This window comes from Dyella japonica A8 (assembly GCF_000725385.1).
GTDB lineage: Bacteria > Pseudomonadota > Gammaproteobacteria > Xanthomonadales > Rhodanobacteraceae > Dyella > Dyella japonica_C.
The window spans coordinates 3,143,667-3,159,690 of the sequence record NZ_CP008884.1; the positions used below are offsets into that span (position 1 = coordinate 3,143,667).

At 64.7% G+C, this 16,024-nt stretch carries 15 protein-coding genes; 6 read left to right on the forward strand and 9 right to left on the reverse strand.

Going from position 1 to position 16,024, the window contains the following annotated elements; translation table 11 throughout:
- Window positions 1-364 precede the first annotated feature (364 nt).
- Entirely contained in the window at window positions 365-1,525 is a 1,161-nt protein-coding gene (locus HY57_RS13180) for a tyrosine-type recombinase/integrase (RefSeq protein WP_200873881.1), read from the reverse strand.
- A gap of 31 nt (window positions 1,526-1,556) precedes the next feature.
- Between HY57_RS13180 and HY57_RS13185 the strand changes: the two genes are divergently transcribed.
- Entirely contained in the window at window positions 1,557-2,438 is an 882-nt protein-coding gene (locus tag HY57_RS13185) for a DNA-binding protein (protein ID WP_019467557.1), read from the forward strand.
- 429 nt (window positions 2,439-2,867) lie between these two features.
- Window positions 2,868-3,212: a hypothetical protein gene (locus HY57_RS13190; RefSeq protein WP_144240827.1), complete on the forward strand. Its 345-nt coding sequence runs from the start codon at window positions 2,868-2,870 to the stop codon at window positions 3,210-3,212.
- A gap of 98 nt (window positions 3,213-3,310) precedes the next feature.
- Here HY57_RS13190 and HY57_RS13195 read toward each other — a convergent pair whose 3' ends face one another.
- From HY57_RS13195 to HY57_RS20915, 4 genes are read right to left on the reverse strand one after another with little or no spacing between them, the layout of a single operon-like run.
- Complete coding sequence (locus HY57_RS13195; RefSeq protein ID WP_157786214.1) at window positions 3,311-4,918, reverse strand: DUF4365 domain-containing protein; 1,608 nt, start codon at window positions 4,916-4,918, stop codon at window positions 3,311-3,313.
- On the reverse strand, window positions 4,908-6,071 hold the full coding sequence (locus HY57_RS13200) for a tyrosine-type recombinase/integrase (protein ID WP_019467554.1): 1,164 nt from the start codon (window positions 6,069-6,071) through the stop codon (window positions 4,908-4,910). Before HY57_RS13200 ends, HY57_RS13195 begins: the two co-directional genes overlap by 11 nt.
- Window positions 6,068-6,772: a hypothetical protein gene (locus HY57_RS13205; RefSeq protein ID WP_019467553.1), complete on the reverse strand. Its 705-nt coding sequence runs from the start codon at window positions 6,770-6,772 to the stop codon at window positions 6,068-6,070. The genes HY57_RS13200 and HY57_RS13205 overlap by 4 nt, the downstream gene beginning before the upstream one ends.
- Window positions 6,762-7,895, reverse strand: a complete 1,134-nt coding sequence (locus HY57_RS20915; protein WP_019467552.1) for a hypothetical protein — start codon at window positions 7,893-7,895, stop codon at window positions 6,762-6,764. Before HY57_RS20915 ends, HY57_RS13205 begins: the two co-directional genes overlap by 11 nt.
- 205 nt (window positions 7,896-8,100) lie before the next feature.
- Between HY57_RS20915 and HY57_RS13215 the strand changes: the two genes are divergently transcribed.
- Genes HY57_RS13215 through HY57_RS13225 form a run of 3 tightly spaced genes read left to right on the forward strand, consistent with a single transcriptional unit; the run spans window position 8,101 to window position 10,845 of the window.
- Entirely contained in the window at window positions 8,101-9,771 is a 1,671-nt protein-coding gene (locus HY57_RS13215; protein WP_019467551.1) for a DNA-binding protein, read from the forward strand.
- Window positions 9,768-10,259 (forward strand): hypothetical protein, encoded by a 492-nt coding sequence (locus tag HY57_RS13220; RefSeq protein ID WP_019467550.1) that lies wholly within the window; start codon window positions 9,768-9,770, stop codon window positions 10,257-10,259. The genes HY57_RS13215 and HY57_RS13220 overlap by 4 nt, the downstream gene beginning before the upstream one ends.
- A gap of 49 nt (window positions 10,260-10,308) precedes the next feature.
- The gene (locus tag HY57_RS13225; RefSeq protein ID WP_019467549.1) at window positions 10,309-10,845 is read left to right on the forward strand and encodes a hypothetical protein; all 537 of its coding nucleotides are present in this window, start codon (window positions 10,309-10,311) and stop codon (window positions 10,843-10,845) included.
- 46 nt (window positions 10,846-10,891) lie between these two features.
- On the opposite strand, the gene HY57_RS21640 is transcribed toward HY57_RS13225, so the two are convergent.
- Window positions 10,892-11,104 carry a hypothetical protein gene (locus HY57_RS21640; protein WP_158407931.1) on the reverse strand — a complete coding sequence of 71 codons (213 nt, stop codon included), beginning with the start codon at window positions 11,102-11,104 and terminating at the stop codon, window positions 10,892-10,894.
- Between the two features lie 392 nt (window positions 11,105-11,496).
- On the opposite strand from HY57_RS21640, the gene tcmP reads away from it, so the two are divergent.
- Window positions 11,497-12,330 (forward strand): three-Cys-motif partner protein TcmP, encoded by an 834-nt coding sequence (gene tcmP, locus HY57_RS13235; RefSeq protein WP_050997996.1) that lies wholly within the window; start codon window positions 11,497-11,499, stop codon window positions 12,328-12,330.
- Window positions 12,331-12,415: 85 nt separating this feature from the next.
- Here tcmP and HY57_RS13240 read toward each other — a convergent pair whose 3' ends face one another.
- The 3 genes from HY57_RS13240 to HY57_RS13250 form a co-directional block, all read right to left on the reverse strand.
- On the reverse strand, window positions 12,416-13,585 hold the full coding sequence (locus HY57_RS13240; protein ID WP_019467546.1) for a DUF3800 domain-containing protein: 1,170 nt from the start codon (window positions 13,583-13,585) through the stop codon (window positions 12,416-12,418).
- Window positions 13,586-13,729: 144 nt separating this feature from the next.
- Complete coding sequence (locus HY57_RS13245) at window positions 13,730-15,022, reverse strand: three-Cys-motif partner protein TcmP (RefSeq protein ID WP_019467545.1); 1,293 nt, start codon at window positions 15,020-15,022, stop codon at window positions 13,730-13,732.
- 18 nt (window positions 15,023-15,040) lie between these two features.
- Window positions 15,041-15,790: a DUF5131 family protein gene (locus tag HY57_RS13250; RefSeq protein WP_026034322.1), complete on the reverse strand. Its 750-nt coding sequence runs from the start codon at window positions 15,788-15,790 to the stop codon at window positions 15,041-15,043.
- Window positions 15,791-16,024: the final 234 nt, after the last annotated feature.

Here is a 16,024-nt window from a genome sequence, read left to right on the forward strand (position 1 = left end):
GTCCCAGGCCCGCAGCAACAGAGGCCTCTCGAGCCAACGACATCTGGCCTGTCGCGAAATGCAGTCCGTCCACATGATGCCTGCTCAAGGTTGGCGAGGCCGCGCGGAGACACCAGACCGTTCGCAACCTCAGCTTTTTGGCGAAGGACGTGTGTTCCTTGGCGCCCATCACATATTATTAATATACCGCAGAGTATGGTAATTGCATGTCGTGAGACACCGGTCCCATTGCTTTGTCGCCCCCCCTCCCTGCGAAGCGCGAAGACGGATGACCTGAAGCCCGCAAGCTCCCTCTTGCGGGCTTTTTATTGGGGATGGCGAGAAGACCTTCCATGCGGTACCGATCCGTTCGCTTTCGTGTGGACTAAGTTGGCGAAGGTCCATCGGGCTCAGGCATCGCGGCGAGCAGGGTGCTGGCCCGGCTGGCCAGTAGGCTCCCCGTCTGGAAGTAGCCCATCACCGTGCCGACGCCGCGGTGCTCGGTCATCGCCATCACCTCCCCGAGCGGGACGCCCTGGCGGCCGGCCTCGGTGACGAAACCGGAGCGCAGGCTGTGGGCCGCCCAGTCCCCCGCTAAGCCGGCGAGCCGGGCGCGCCGCTGCACCATCCTTGCAATGTGATCGCCGGTGAGCGCGGTGGTGCCGACGCGGCCGCCCCGATGTAGACGGCGGAACAGCGGACCAGTGCTCACCGGCGCTGCGGCGAGCCAGGCCGCTAGCGCTTGGGCCGCTTCACCGCGCAGGGGCTTTTCGCGGCGGGTACCGGTGGTGTTGGTCTTGGTGGCCCCTAACGCCACCAGCCAGGTATCGGCGTCGAGTAATCGGACATCGGTGACCTGAAGGCCCACGACCTCCGAGCGCCGCCGGCCGCCACTACTCCACGCCAGCAGGAGCAGGGCGCGATCGCGCACGCCACGCAGGCCATCAGTGCAGGTGGCGAGCAGGGCCTGCAGCGGTTCGACCGTCATTGCTGTTTTGCGACGGACTTCCACGTCTTGGCGGACCTGGGCCTTACGGGCCTGGCGCAACAAGGTCCGCACCGCGACCGCGTCGGTCGGCGCCTCCCAGTCGCGCACGCGATGCCAGCTGGCCAGCACGGCCAACCGGTGACTGACCGTGTTGAGGGTCAGCGGGCCCGCCCGATGCTTGACGCCGGCAGCGACCAAGGCGGCATCGAGTGCGAGTGGCAGGGCGTACTCCCAGGTGCCGGCCTCGGTCGGTCGCGCCATGTGATCGACGATGAACTGCACCGCCACCGTGGCCGGCAATGGCCCGTCGCCGAGCCGAATCCCGTAGCGGCCTTGCAGCCAGGCGGCCCAGTAGGCGAGGGCGCTGCGGTAGCTGCGCACTGTGTTCGTGGCGGTGCCTGCGGCCACGAACGCCGCCGCGGCCGCCTGACTGGCGGCATCCAACGTGGCCACGTCCAGTCGCGTAGTGATCGCGTCGAGTGCTAAAGGCGTATGATTCATTACGTACACCGTATCTAAAAAGCGGTTTCTTTCAATTAAGGTCGGATAAACTGCCATTATCAGACCTAATCGATGTAAGGGGCAGGGTATGGCTGCGGGAGTGCCGGAAACCGACGTCTTCAAGGCCGCGGACGCGGTGTTGACGCGTGGGGAGCGTCCGACGGTCGAGCGCGTGCGCACCGAGCTCGGTCGCGGCAGCCCGGCCCGCGTCGGTCAGTTGCTTGAACAGTGGTGGGAGCAATTAGCGCAACGCCTAAAGGGTCATGCGCTGTTGCCGGAGCTGCCAGGTGAGGTGGCACAGGCGTTCGCGGAAGCCTGGCGACTGGCGCTCATGCACGCCGCCACGAGTGCCGAGGCGGCCCTGACGGAACAACAGAACACCCTTTTTGCGGAGCAAACGTCGCTAACGCAAGAACGCAAGTTGTGGGAGATCGCACTCACCGCGGCCCAGGCGGACCTAGCCGAGGGCATGAGTAAGTTGGCACAGACTGAGCTGCAACTCGCGGAACGCCAAGGCTTAGTCGACCAACTCGTGGCCCAAGCGGCCGATACGCGACATCAACGTGATCAACTCCAGGGGCAGCTTGAGCGCCGGCAGACGGAGCTCGACGCGTTACGCGCGGAACTCATCGCGACGCAGGCACATATTCGCGCAGCGGAAGACCGCGCGCACCAGGAGGTGGATCAGGCGCGCCAAGAACTCAAGGCATTGGGTCAGAAGCAGGAGCGGGCGAGGCACGAACACGCCAAGCGCCTCGCCGGCCTCACCACGGAACGAGACGCCTTACGGGCCGGCTTGCGAGCGGCTGAGCAAACCCTTGCGCACCAGGCCGGGCAAGTCTCGGCCCTGGAGGCGGCCATCAAGCAATGGCGCCCCACACAAACCGCCAATTCGAAACACACCACGCGCAAAACGCCGACGACGCCAACCGCCAAGCCTCGGCGACAACGGGTCAAGATGTCGCCCTGAATGACCTTGTTCGCGCGGCGCGTTGCGAGCGAGTCTAGAGGTGGCTGCCCACTACCAGCAGGCCTTGCGTCGCGTGGCGAGTCAATTTCACCGGGCAGCGGGCGACACGCATCATGCTTGCTTGGATGCTCCGCTGCTCATCAAGAAGGGTGGCCACCACCGCAGACCGGGAGTTGCACCTAGTGAAAAAGGCGCCGGCTGTAGCGGTCAGCGTTATCGAGGATCGACCGGGGCCGCTGGAATCACCAGGAGACCTATTGGACATGAAGATACTCCTTGACCGCCTCGCACCAGGGCCGAGTGAGCTGGAGTTCTATGCGCGCGCGACCCGCATCGCCGTCGGGGGGGGGGCACCCCCGATTGACGGGGCGGGCGCACGGCTGGAATGGCTACGAACGAAGTTGGCCCGTTCAGCATCCTGATTTGTGCATGACTAATTTGATCGCGGTGACCGAATCAGCGGTCGCCAATCGACATCAATATCAGAGGTTCCAAGCGATGAAACAGAAGATCGAAAGTACGTTTGTTGCCGACGGCGTGACCTGGGAGTACGAGGCGTGGTTTGAGCACGATAGCGCAGGGAAAGTGGTGGCCGCGGTGCGCCACCGTCGCAAGCCGGGCACCGGCGAGGCGGCCACGGCGCGATGGGCGCCAAGTGCCCATATCACGCTGCCGCAGCCGCATGGTTACACCCTGGGGCATTTGGCGTATGCCCACTTCAGTGGCGTGCTGGGCTGGCCGGTTGAGCCCAGTGATTTCGACACCAGCGGCTAGGGCGACGACAGGTAAGAGGGAAGGCGCGGTGAAAGCGATGGATTGTCGCTTCGCCGGCTCCTCTGCGCACGGCAAAGGGGCCCGGGTACCGTCGTGGCTCAGGCCTGTTCCAGCACCCGGCGCTCCGCCGACGCGACGAGGTCATCGTTGGCGATGGATGGATCATGGAGCACGGCGTGGGCAGTGCTCGTCGGCATGGGGGTCAGCATGACCTGTTGCGAGTCCGGATCCCGCTCCAGTCGATAGTTGGCCAGTCGCCACACGACCTCGAGCTGACCAATCGACTCGCCCATGAGGGGCAGCCTGATGGGCGAGATGAGATGCGCGAGCGCCACCTCTTGATCGTCGGGCAGCTCGCCGATGCCTTGGAGCACCCAGGGTCGCGGCGCCAAGGCGACGGCCTCGCCTTGGAGGATGCGCGCGACCCTGGCCCAGCGCTGGATCTCGTCGTGCGGGATCACGCCCTCCCGCCAACAGTGGTCGGACGCACACCGGCGCGCGGCCGCCACGATCGTGGGGAGTGGGCCGAGTCCCGCGAGCGCCTTGCGCGCGAACGCCTGCAGGTTCTCGGTGACCTGGAAGGTGCTGAGGTCGACGTACTGGCCAAACTCCCGCCGGGCCAACGCGAACATCGCGCCGCCCGCGAGCGCTTGAAGGAACGCGTAGACGCTATCCCACCACGGCAGCTTGCGGTACAGGTGGCCGTCCCAGCCGCCGAACTGGAAGCGGAACGACCCGGTCAGGGTGCGGCGCTGCCCGGGCGAGAGCGGGCCCGTCGCGCCGCGGATGGTGATCGCCACAGGGAGCGCCGCGCCCTCCAGCCGCACCTCGAGGCCTTCCTGCCCCGCGTAGCCGACCGCCGGACCTTCGACGGCGCACTGGAACGCGCCGTCCGCATCGAGCCAGCCCAGGGCCAACTGATGCACGCTGCCCGGACTGACCAGCTCGATCAGCGCGATCGGCGCCACCCCGAGCTCCTCGAACAGCGGTGAGCCGGTGACGGAGAAGTTGCGGAACTCTGCCGTGACCGGTGTGCCATACCGGATGTGCGCGTCCATCAGATCGGCGAACTCGGGCGTGAGCTCCCCCTGCATCTGCAGCTCGGGCGAGCCCGATGCGGCCCAGATCTCGCGCGTGATTGCGCCACTGGTCGCGGTGAGTCGCACACCCAGCCGAGGATCGAGCGTCCGCAGCCGCGCTTCCTCGAGCGCCAGGGCGTTGGGCGCCGGCAGCACTTCGGCACGCATGGCGTCCGCTAAGTGGCCCAGCCGACCCACGAACGCAGCGCGGTCCGCTACGGCCAAGCGCTGGCCGGTGGGCACCCGAAGGGTGACCGGGCCGGGCGCCGCGCTGGCCAGCGCGCGCAAGTCGTCCCAGCGGCATTCGCCTGTTCGCACGTCGACCGCCACCAACACCACGGGGTGCGCCGCGCGCCGGTACCGCGCCACGGCGTTCGCCTTGAGCCGCACGGACCAGGTGCCATCGCGGGCGGTGGGGAAACCGGCCTCGGTGCCTTTCACCTGCACGAAGACCCGCTCCCAGCGGCCGTCGGCCCGGGTGAACTCGACGTTGCAGTCCTCGCCGTCGTCCCACAGTTCGGTACGGGGGGTGAGGTCCATCTGGATGAACAGCGTCTCGACCTGACCCTGGCCCAGGCGACCGGTGCGTTGCCGCGCGCGCCCCAGTGCGGCCGCATCACGCGCCATCGCCGCCTCCGTGCTTGCGCTGGCGCAGCAGCGCGACAGCATTCTTGCCGGCCTGCGAGCGGCGGGTATAGGCGGTCACCATCTCGGCGCTCTTCCAGTTGCCGGCGTTCTGGATCTGCGCGGTGGTGGCGCCATGGTTGATCAGGTCATTGGCGGAACCGATGCGCGCCGAATGCCCCGAGATGGAGGCCGCGTGGTCCAACCCCACCGCGTGGGCGCGCCGGCGGAAGATCCGTGCCACTTCGCGCGGCTTCAGCGCCACGATCGGGGCGGGCAGGCCCTGGGAGGGATCGGCGCCGGCGCCGGCAGGGCCCGTCAGCGCGGGCAGCGGGGCGGTGCCGGTGGTCTGGCGTGGCCGCCCGCCGATCGGTCGAAACAGCAAGCCATCCTCGATGCCGGCCGCCGCCTGCCACGCGCGCACGCGCGCCATGGTGGATGCTTGGACGAAACGGTAGTCAGCCTCTTCGCCCGCCTGATTGGTCTTGGAGAACGGGACCCACAGGGTCCAGTTACCAGTCGCGCGTTGCTGCTGGAAATGCTCCACGCAAACCCCGACCAGTTCCGCCTCGCGTAGCAGGGTGTCGGAGGCCAGCGCCAGGAGCGCGGCGTCCCGCAGGTCATGCAGGCTGCTGCCCAGCCCAGTGAGCATCGCCTCGATGTCGTCTTCGAGGAGCGCACCGGCCTGTTTCTTGAGGTTGCCGTTGTCGGGACGACCGTACGCGTCCTTGCGGCGCGCCAGATCTTTGCCGAGCGCCGCCCACTTCGGTCCCCACAACGGATCCTTGGCGGGGTTGGGCAGGCCCGCCGCCTCGTGGATCAGGCCGACCGTGTAGACATACCGCTTGAGCGTGGTGCGCTTGCGTCCGCGCGCGACCGCGTTATGCAGGAAGGCTTCCAGCTGGTCGGGCGAGGCGGGCAGGGGGCTGTGGCGCGTGCTGTCGCACCAGGCAATGTACTGGCCCCAGTCGCCGCGTACGGCCTTCACGGTGGCCTCGGCCTGGCCGCGGGCAAATTCACGTGCCCACCGGGACAGGCGATCGAGCACGTCCCCGGTGCTGGTTGCTGTGGTCACTTCCACGGGACCGACAGGCGTGACGCGCTGCAGGCTGTGCAGCGCATCGAGGACCAGCAGTTCGTGGCCCTCGTCGCTCATACCGCACCTGGCGGCGGGGTGCCACCCGAGGTGCCGGGATCATTGAGCCACGTCATCTGGTCTTGCGCGAGGACACTGCGGAGCAGCTGGTGCCCCGCGGGGGTGTTGAGTAGCACCAGGTCGTCCAAGGCAGCCCAATGGGCGCTGACGCGAGGGGGCACGTACAAGACATAGGCGAGGTCCGCGTCGGCCTGGCGGGAACGCCAGGAGATGCCCGGTAGGTCCAGGGGCGGATTGGCCGCGCGGCACTGCAGCTGGGCCAGCCCCGCCATCACATGGGTGGTTTCGTAGATGGCCGTGGTGAGGTGATGGTCCCACTCGCTGTTGAGGCGATGGTTATTGAGTCCAATGACGTGGCGCCGCGCGGCGGGCTCCAGGCGCAAGACGCTGGCCGGTTCGAGCAATTGCACCGATTGCACGGCGTACTTGGCCAACACGCGCGGGTCGAGGATGACCCCGCCGTCGTCATCTGGATCGACGTCGCGCAACACGCTCTCCCAGAACGCCGAGCGCAGGGTCTCGGCGATGTACCAGGATGACGCGTGGGTGGCCCCGCGTGGCATGTCCTGCTTCAGTGAGAGACGGCCTGTGGCATGCGGGTTGGCGCTCAAAACGTCGCCGTGCGCGGGTTCGAACACCCGGATGTAGGTGCGCGCGATCAGCGGCAGCAGCTTGACGCGCTCGAGGACGTTATGCGGCACGCGGATTGCCCTCGGCGTCGAAACCCGGCAGGGCCGCGGCCGCCGCCTGGCGGGCATGCGCAATGACCGCCGCGGGCTGCTCGACGAACACTTCCGCCGGCGTCCGCGCGCGCTGATCCTCGGGCGTGGCGTAGGCCTCGCGCAGCGACTGCAGGTATTCCAGCGCCCCCTCGGGACTATCGTTCAACGCGGAGCCTTGCCCTTCCGGGTGGAGCGTCGCGAACGCCAGTGCCGCCCGGCTCAAGGAGCGGAAGGGCTGGTACAGCCAGTACGCGCGGCGCCACCCATTGGTGTCGGTTTCACTGGTCCAGTCCGGATGGTCGGCCAAGGCGGCGAGCAGGTCCTTGACCTCGGGCCGCAACTGTCCGTCCGCCTCGAACTGAAAGTCCGGATGGCGGAAGGTCCGCACGGTCGCGTCCCACACGCCGAGCAGCTGCCCCGCATCGCGCTTGTCCTTTGCCCATTGACCGGCATTGCGCGATTGGCTGCCCACGCGCGCGGCGACCTCTGCGGAGGTCGGCCAGCCGAGCGCCAGGAGCCGGGCCCGGCGGGCCTCGGCGGGATCGGTTTGAATCACCACCGTCGGGTCGGTCGTGGTCACCTGCATTTCCGCCGCCGGCGGCGTCAGTGCGAGGTCCAGGGTGTGGCGCAACTCTTCCCACACCGCCTCCAACCGTTCCGGCGAGCGGCTGCGCAGCAGCTCAATCAACACGCCGGTTTCGGCCGTCGCATGATCGGGCAGGTGCAACTCGGCCCACGACAACGCGGTCTCCTCACGGTCTTGGACCGGCACGGCACTGACGCGCTGGCCGTTGCGCTCGTACAAGAAGTACAGGTGCGGCTTCGACGGATGGGTCGACCAGTAGCCTTCGATCACGCGGCGTGCGTGCGCATGCACGTTACGCGTCACCAGGTGGTCGGCGATGCGGTCGAGCTGGCTGATCACCGCCTTGGTCAAGCTGCCCGCGCGCCACAGCACGCGCAAGGTGGTGCTTTCCGGTCGACGGCCGCCGCCGGTCAAGCTTTCCAACGGGCCCCGGTTGTAACTCACGCCGCCATGCGCAGCGACTTCCATCGCCACCCACGATGCGCGCTGGGCGCGCTCGGCCACATGCGTCGTCATAGCTGCCTCCACGCCGGCGCGGTGCCGGCCACGCGGCCAGTATGCGCCGGCCTTATCCTCCTTACAAGGTCAACAATGGGCAATAACTGAAATTATTGACCATTGTGACTATACAAGACTATGGGCTACATAGCCTTCATTTCATACTTTACTTTTAGCCCCTCCGGAGGTACCGTGGCGACCACTGCCGCCTCGGACCGCCGCCATGGCTACGCCCACCGATCACTTGCTGACCACCCGCTGGGACGCCGCCGTGCTGGCGGCCACCGCCGGAGCGTCGACGGACGGCGACGTCGTGTGGACGCCATTCGATGCGGTGTGCACGCTCTTACAGCGCCTGATCGACACCGGCCGCTGCGTGGCGTGGTACGCCGACAAGCTCAGCGAGCACGGCGTCTGCTGCGTGCCGCTGGCCACCTTGGCGGTGACCGCGCGCGTCCCGATGGGGATCGCACCCCGGGCCATCGACCCTAAGAACCCGGCTGACCATGCCATCGCCCTCGGCGGCGATGGCCGGACCCTGGTTCTGTCGCCCCGGGCACTGACGTACCTGCCCGGGCGCACACCCGCGCAATCGGGCTTCCAGCTGCTCGCCGGCGAGCCACCGATGCGCATCCCATTTCCGCAGGCCACCGACGCGTTGCAGTTCCCCAAGGGACAGGCGCTGCTGCTGGTCGACGCCGCACTCGATGTGCCTGACCTGCTGCGGCGTGCCGGCGACCTCACCGATCTGTCCGAGCTCGACGGCGTGCAGCAGGCCTTCGCCGGCGGGCACCGTGCGAGCTACCAGCCCCTCCACGAACGCGTCGCGCAGGAAGACGCGCTCGCCCGGATTCGCGCACGTTACGAGGCGGTGCGCGGCCCGACCCCGCGCCCGCTCAGCCAGGTCGACGTCGACGCCATCGTCGAAGCCGCGCTCGACTTGGGCCAAGTGCCCAGCCTCAAGCTCGTGCACGGGGTGACCGAGGGACGCGGTTCGCCCAACCAGGTCTATCCCAAGATTGCCGATGCCATGGCCCGGCTCTCGCCGGCCCGCCGGGCCCGGCCGCCGGACGTGCCCAAGGGCTTCTGGGACGCCTGGCAGACACTGCAAGCCGCGGCCACCGAAACCGGTCAGCGCGCACTCGATGGCGAACGCGCCACGCTGGACATCGAGCGCGAGGCGCTTCGTCAGGCCCAGGATCAGTTTGCGCAGGCGCAGGCAGCCGCCGCGAGCGCGAACGACGAACGCGAGCGCCATCTCGCCACGCTGCAGCAGGAACTGCGCGAGGCGAAAGACGCCAGTGAGCGTCTTCAAAACGAGGCCAGCGGCTTGCGCCAGGCGTTGCAGGCGGCCGACGCGCAACACGCCAAGGACCGCGAGGCGCTGGAGGTCGCACGCCAGACCATCGAAACACTGACCGCGTCGCGCCAGGCCACGGTCGACGAGCGCGACGCGGCGCAAGCGGCCGCCGCGACCGGTGAGGCCGCCCGGGTCGCCGTGACCTCGGAGCTGGCCGCCCTGCAGGATCGCCACGGGCGCCTCGTCACCGACCACACCACGCGCAACGCCGAGTTGGCCACCGCCCGGCAACAGGCAGAAGCCGCCTCGGCGCGCGCGGCAAGCGCGGAAACGCAACTCATCGATCAGACGGCCGCGGTCACCCGGCTGTCGGAGCAGCGCGACCGCGACATCCGCCAGTCGGGCGCGCTCGAGGAGCGCCTGAACGCCCGCGAGGCGGAATGCAAGACCCTGCGTCCGCTGACGGCCCAGTTGGCCACCGCGCAGCAGACCATCGCGCGCCTCGAGGGCGAGGTCACCGCCCTCAAGGCCGCGCCAAAGCCCAAGACCACCCGCAAAGCCAAACGCACAAGCCCCTCCGGAGACCCGTCATGAGCCGTCCGCACCGCACCTACCACGAGCAGTTGGACGACGTGCGCGAGCAGATGCGCCACGGCCGCGGCCCGACCCCTCGCGCCACCCACGCCGATGCGGCGTCACGCGAACGCGGCCGCGTCGCGGGTCCGCGCGCGCCCACGGGCCAACCGATGGCGGGGGCCGCCGACGCGTTCGCCCGCACCATCCACGCGGTCGAACAGGCCGCCGCCGACACCCGCCGCGTCCACGCCGAAGGCGCGGCGCAACGCACCCAAGGCACGCACGACACCTTCGCTCACGGCTACCGCCACGCCGAGACCGCCGAGGAACGTCGCGAGGCGGCCGATCGCATCGAGCGTAACGATCAGCGCCATCGCGACTCCGAGGATCGCCATCGCGCTCGCCAGGACTGGATCAACTTTGGCAAATTCTGCGCCGTGCTCGTGGTCGGCGCCGGCCTGGCCGCGTACGGCATCAAAGTCTGGCGCGCGCCGGTCGTCGCCTAACATTCCCTCGACACTCCCTAGCAACCAATCCAACCCGAACGAGAACCGAATGATTCCGCGCCTCGTGAACATCCTCGACCAGTCGCAGATGAATGCCTGGATTGCCTCCATCAGCGCCCTTCAGGCGGTCACTGTCGCCCACGACCCTACGCGCGGCATGGGCATCTGGAAGGATTCATTCCTGGTGGACGGGCAGATCCACGAGATCTTTTATGGCGGGCCTTCGACCCACAACGGCCACAGCTTTCTCGTGTGCCGGGAATTCATGATTGCGGGCGTTCCCTACAAGCAGGGTATCCGGCAGTTTACGGAGCAACCCCACCGAGGCACGGGCTTGGGACGTTGGGTATTGCAGGCCGCGACCGACCACTACGGCGTGCTCGTGGGGGACGACGCAGGCATGACGGCCGATGCCTACGGGTTATGGTCGAACCCGAAGAACGGCATCTCTGTCGAGGCAATCGACATCGCTACTGGCTCGCGGCAGCCGAACACGCCGGCGCTTTTCTCGACCTGGCCGTCGGCCCAAGTGGACGTCCTAGTGCTCACGTCGTCCGCTGCCAGCCGATATGCGGCACCAACGTGATCAGCCACATGAGCAACTCGAGCGGCAGCAAGCTGAGCTCAATGCGCTACGGGCAGAGCACGCGGCGACGCAGACGCATATAAGAGCGATGGAGGATCGAGCGCATCAGCGAGTGGACCAGGGCCGCCAGGAGATCAAAGCACTCGTGCAGCAGCAGGAGCGGACGCGACGCGAGCACGCCAAGCAGGTTACCGAGCTCATGGCAGGGCGTGACACCTTGCAGGCCGCTCTGCGAACGTCCGAGCAAGCCCTTGCTCATCAGGCAGGCCAAGTGGCGGCGCTGGGGGCGACCGTCAAGCAATGGCGACACGTACAGGCCGCCCCTTCGAAGCGCGCGCCGCGCAAGGCGACCACGGCATCAAAGAGCAAAGCAGGAAGGAACAAGGCGGGGCAGTAATGGACGATGATTTCGACACAGGGGAGGGGAGGAGAGGAGTCGACGCCTCGCCAGCAAGAGAGGTCAGTCACATAGCGCTTTTGGCCTATTAATCCTTGTTGTTAGATGCCGATAGGGTGATTGGGGCAGAGTGCCTTGGATCGCGCATGTCCTTCGTGGCACAGGTGACTCCGGTGAGGCCGGAGCCTTTCAGTCTTAGTAGAGCACCGGAGGGAGTGCTCGACCGACCCGCTTTATCGATCAGGAGGATCACCGTGCCAACCAAGCGCTCCGACGAGAAATATGAAACCGACCCAATCGATGGGTTTCGGCGAGAAATCGTTGGAAGCTGGGCGCAAGACAAGCATAAACGCCTGCGGCACTACATCGACATTTCCTCGGCGGCGCGACGCAAGTTCGAAGGAAACTCTAGCTACATCGAACTCTACTGCGGTCCGGGGCGGTCCAGGATTAAAGACCAACCAACCCTCATCGAGGGTAGTGCCGTCGCGGCAGGTCTGGAAGGGCTTCGGCGGGCACCATTTGGTCACCTCCACATTGGCGACCTTGACTCCATCAACACGGATGCATGCCGCGCACGCCTTGCACAGCAGCAGATCACAAACGTATCCACCTATGCCGGCCGGGCTGAGGAAACGGTCGCCACGATTGTGCGCGGCCTATCCAAGTCCGCTCTTCATCTGGCTTTTCTTGATCCATACAGCATTGAAGCACTGCCCTTCACGGTGATCCGCAGGCTCGCCACCGTGCCGCGAATGGATGTTCTCATCCACGTGAGCCTGATGGACTTGCAGCGGAATGTAAAACAGCTCATGCGGTCGGGCGCCTTAAGCCATTTCGCACCCGGCTGGGAAGCCCATATCGACACCCGTTTGCGCAACGACCAGTTGGTACTTGCCGTGTTCAGTCACTGGCGAATGCTGTTGCGAGAACTGGGCTTAAAGGTCAGTGATAACGTGGAGCGCGTGACAGGACGTAAGAACCAGCCGCTTTACTGGCTTGTCTTGGCGGGCTTTCACCCCTTGGCCAATCAGTTTTGGGATGAGGTCAGCAATACTGAGCCCCAGGCGCGACTCCCTCTGGGCTAAAGATGTCCATGAACATGCTCTCGGCCACTTCTTCCTCAGATCCATGTAGCCATTGAAGTACCCAAGAATTCATTAGGCTGCTTGGCTAGAGACCCAAGGTTTTGACGTGGGCATGATGCGCTGCAATGTTTTCGGCCACCATCTGCATCTGTTGCTTGGTGAGTGCAGAAGCCTCTGGCAAGCCAGCCATGAACTCCTCGAATCGCCGTGCCATTCCCTCGAGTGAAATGCCGTCGATAAACGATCGCGGCAGGAACATTGATCCGAGACCGGTGAGCTCATCCGACAGTGGCGCGTCCTGGAGAAGGCGATTGGTGATCCATAGATAAATATCGACGACTTGCAAGCCAATGCTCTCGCTGCTCCTCCTGATTTGAATCTCCGCGCGAGGCATGCCGCGCAACAGCACTTCATCAGCGCCGAAATTGGCATACAAGGGGTGTCCGACCATAAACGCGCGGTCCTCAGTCGATGCGCGCTTCATGCCTTGGGCAATCAACTTTTGATGGTAGTGCGTACCAATTTGTGCGCGATTGAACTGGGCCTGCTGGTCGACAATGATCGACGACGCGTCTTTGAGGCTCTTCTTGCGCAGTCGTCGTGCCATGGAGCTAAGCACAAACTGGAAACACACCGCATTCGGCGACATGATCTTGTCGTCCTGAGTGCCGAAATCCAACTCCAGTGGGTGCGCAATGCCAAAGGCAAAGGCGTCGGCCATGATCTCCTTGGATCGTCCGTCCAGCGATGATGCTAGCGCGCGCTTCCTTAGCTCGGTAAGCAGGGCAACGATGGCCTCGCCTTGCGTGGTGATGCGTTTGTGGGTGCAAAGCCGCCAACCCTCCTCGAGCAGATCGTCGCTGACAATCGAGGCCAACTTGTGAATCAGCACGAAGCGTAACGGTGTCCAGTACGAGTCCCACTTCACGGCCTTGTTCAAACCTGCGTCGAAGACCGCATCGAACAAAAGAACCAGGGCGTAGACCGGCTTTTGAATGAAGTAATAGTCCATAGTGAACTGCATCTTCGTTTGCAGTTCCGCGAGTAGCGGGGCAATGCGCGTCAATCTCTCGACACCCAGTACATTGGCGTGAAGAGTCGGCTCACCAAGCGTTTTTAACATCCGAGCATGCAGCGCTTGACCTCTCGCATCCACATTCGTGGCGCTCGCTAACAGCCCATAGCTTAAGCGGGGTTGGTTGGGGTCAAACAAGTTGTTCCCAGTGTTGCCAGACTCATCGATATGGAAATACATGTGATCCACCTACAAAAGCGAGGAAGAGTGGGCGTCTGTAGAGAGCATGGACGTCTTGTCTTGGACGAAGAACCAATGGCCAAAGTAGCTTCGCGTCAAGCATCCATTGCCTCGAAGCCATCCACTATGCCAGGCAACGATCAGCTAGGAACGAATCGGAAGCAGCCACAGTTGAGGCGGCACTTCAATCAAATCGTCCTCTGCCACACTATGTGCGGTGCGTCGTGCTGCACCGGCTTGCGTGGTGAGCATGAGCTGGCGTTCTCGCGCCAGGGTGAATACCGCCTCTTGGAGCTGGGCCAGACAGGCAGGTGTCTCATTGGCCGTGTGCTGAACCAAGTCCCCAAAACGGATGGGGCCGCGCAAGCTGCGGAGTCGTTGCGGAATATCCTCTTGCAACGCTTCCAGCGTGACCTGCTGGGCATGTTGGTCAAATCGATTGTCGAAGGTCAGCTGGCCGTTGCCGCCCAAATAGCCGAGCATGTTGAAACCCGAGCCACCCGGATGGTGAAGGTTATTGTTCTGCCAGTGGATTCGTTTCATCTCTTCATTGGCGCGCAAATGCCGCGCCAAGTGCAGCAGCCAATACCCGCGCCGGCTGTTCCTCGGCACAATGTAAAATGGCGTGCTGTAGGTCGCTCCCGAACTTAAACGGATCTGATCTGTCATCAAGCTTTGGATCGCACGGCGCCACGTCAGGTCGCCAAGCCCGGTTTCGTCTGCGGCCTTGATAGTGAGCAAGTGCTCGGCCGTCAGCGCATCTCCTAGGCCGATACGCTGGAGAGCAGGATTCAGCGCACCCACAGTTTTCTCAGACAGGAAGTTCACTAAGTTGTCGATCATCCAGGTCAGGAAGACCTCCGCCCGCGGTAGCTCGGCAAAGATTTGGCGCACGCTATCCAGATTGACCTGACTCCAGCCGTATTGGTCGAGGATGAAGACGCTGCGTCCGGTACGCCGCTGACGTACTCGAATGTCGCCCAAGATCGCTGGCAATGTTTGGTGAAAATCACCCTGATGGACTGTTACTTGCGTCTGAGGCGCGTGCGCTTCTGGGCTTTCGTCAATCACTTTTCGCAGGAACGCGCAGGAGCTTGGCGTGCGTTCCACGAGGTGGATGTGTGCATCGATGGTGTAGGGGGTGCGTATGCCTCGCGCTTGCCGGTCCAGCACGATCTTGGCCCGTGCCTCCCGCAGCGCATGCAATAGCACCAGTGGCGACCCGCCAACCTCCACTCCCTGAGAGGTCCTATAACGACCGCCACCCGCAAAGCCGTCAACCAAGGTGACCCGGATTCCTTCGCTGCGCGCACTGAGCGCGAGAATGCGCAGGTAGTTCACTAGGTATGAACGCAACACCTCGTGCTTGGCCAGGCTGTGGTCGTCAATGACCGGCAACGGCCCGCCTAAGGACCAGACATATCCCTTGTTGCCCATACCAGGCGATCCTCCCGATTACCCCCAGGAATGCAGGGTAGCAGGCATCTCGTCCCACGTACGACCATTCAGTAAGCGGCCATTTTTAGCCTTAGCGCGGCGCTTACCATCGGCGCCCCAGCCACCCCATTGCTTGAAAAAGAAGGCGACCTTTTGCTTTTTGCACTGCACGCGCACAGCCTCTGCCCACGCTGGTGCCATCGGCCGTGCCTTGGGCCCGGACTCGCCGCCGACGATGACCCAATGGATATCGCGAAGGTTAAGCGGCCCCACGTCTTCCAGCAGCGGTTCGACCGATAAAAAGCGGATGCGTGCTGCAATGCCGCGTAAATGGTCGATGCGCGGCACACCGTGACGACGGTTCTCGACTGATACGCCAAGCCAGACATTCTCCGGCACCGGGCGATTCTTAAAGAATCGGGCCATGCGGGCCGCACGCTTCGTCAGCAACTGATAGGAATGCCGTGGAGTCCTGGCCATCACATCGACAATTTGCTCGATGTAGACGTCCGGCACTTTCTCGTGAAAGAGGTCGGACATGGAGTTAACGAAGTAAACCGTGGGCTTCTTGCGGCGCAAGGGCTCTTCCAATCGCCCCGGCAATAGAGTCAAGGCAAAGCCATTCTCATAGCCTGGCGTCCCCATAGCCTGCAGACGGCGAGCCAAGGTCTCGGCATAACAGTGCTTGCATCCGGCCGAGAGCTTGGTGCAGCCCACGATTGGATTCCATGTTTGCTCAGTCCATTCGATTTTTGACGTCGTTGCCATGGAAGTGCCTCTCCCTAATTACGTTACGTCCCGATCGTCGCAGGAGCTGAGCCGCCATGCATCCCTCGTCGGCGCGCACCAGTCTAGCCCGAGCCCAAGGTGCCGGACGTCCGTTAGGTACTCCACCAAATTATCCTCGATACACCCCGCCTGGTAGTAGCCCATTGCCGGGACCGGGTCGCAAGACCCAGCCTGGGTCGCGGACGCGGCTCCGCTGCACGCAACGAGCCTTCC

Coding starts and splice junctions, on each gene's coding strand:
- HY57_RS13180 (WP_200873881.1), bottom strand. CDS start 1,525: ATGGCAGTTTATCCGACCTTAATTGAAAGAAACCGCTTTTTAGATACG.
- HY57_RS13185 (WP_019467557.1), top strand. CDS start 1,557: ATGGCTGCGGGAGTGCCGGAAACCGACGTCTTCAAGGCCGCGGACGCG.
- HY57_RS13190 (WP_144240827.1), top strand. CDS start 2,868: ATGACTAATTTGATCGCGGTGACCGAATCAGCGGTCGCCAATCGACAT.
- HY57_RS13195 (WP_157786214.1), bottom strand. CDS start 4,918: ATGGCGCGTGATGCGGCCGCACTGGGGCGCGCGCGGCAACGCACCGGT.
- HY57_RS13200 (WP_019467554.1), bottom strand. CDS start 6,071: ATGAGCGACGAGGGCCACGAACTGCTGGTCCTCGATGCGCTGCACAGC.
- HY57_RS20915 (WP_019467552.1), bottom strand. CDS start 7,895: ATGACGACGCATGTGGCCGAGCGCGCCCAGCGCGCATCGTGGGTGGCG.
- HY57_RS13215 (WP_019467551.1), top strand. CDS start 8,101: ATGGCTACGCCCACCGATCACTTGCTGACCACCCGCTGGGACGCCGCC.
- HY57_RS13220 (WP_019467550.1), top strand. CDS start 9,768: ATGAGCCGTCCGCACCGCACCTACCACGAGCAGTTGGACGACGTGCGC.
- HY57_RS13225 (WP_019467549.1), top strand. CDS start 10,309: ATGATTCCGCGCCTCGTGAACATCCTCGACCAGTCGCAGATGAATGCC.
- HY57_RS21640 (WP_158407931.1), bottom strand. CDS start 11,104: ATGAGCAAGGGCTTGCTCGGACGTTCGCAGAGCGGCCTGCAAGGTGTC.
- HY57_RS13240 (WP_019467546.1), bottom strand. CDS start 13,585: ATGTATTTCCATATCGATGAGTCTGGCAACACTGGGAACAACTTGTTT.
- HY57_RS13245 (WP_019467545.1), bottom strand. CDS start 15,022: ATGGGCAACAAGGGATATGTCTGGTCCTTAGGCGGGCCGTTGCCGGTC.
- HY57_RS13250 (WP_026034322.1), bottom strand. CDS start 15,790: ATGGCAACGACGTCAAAAATCGAATGGACTGAGCAAACATGGAATCCA.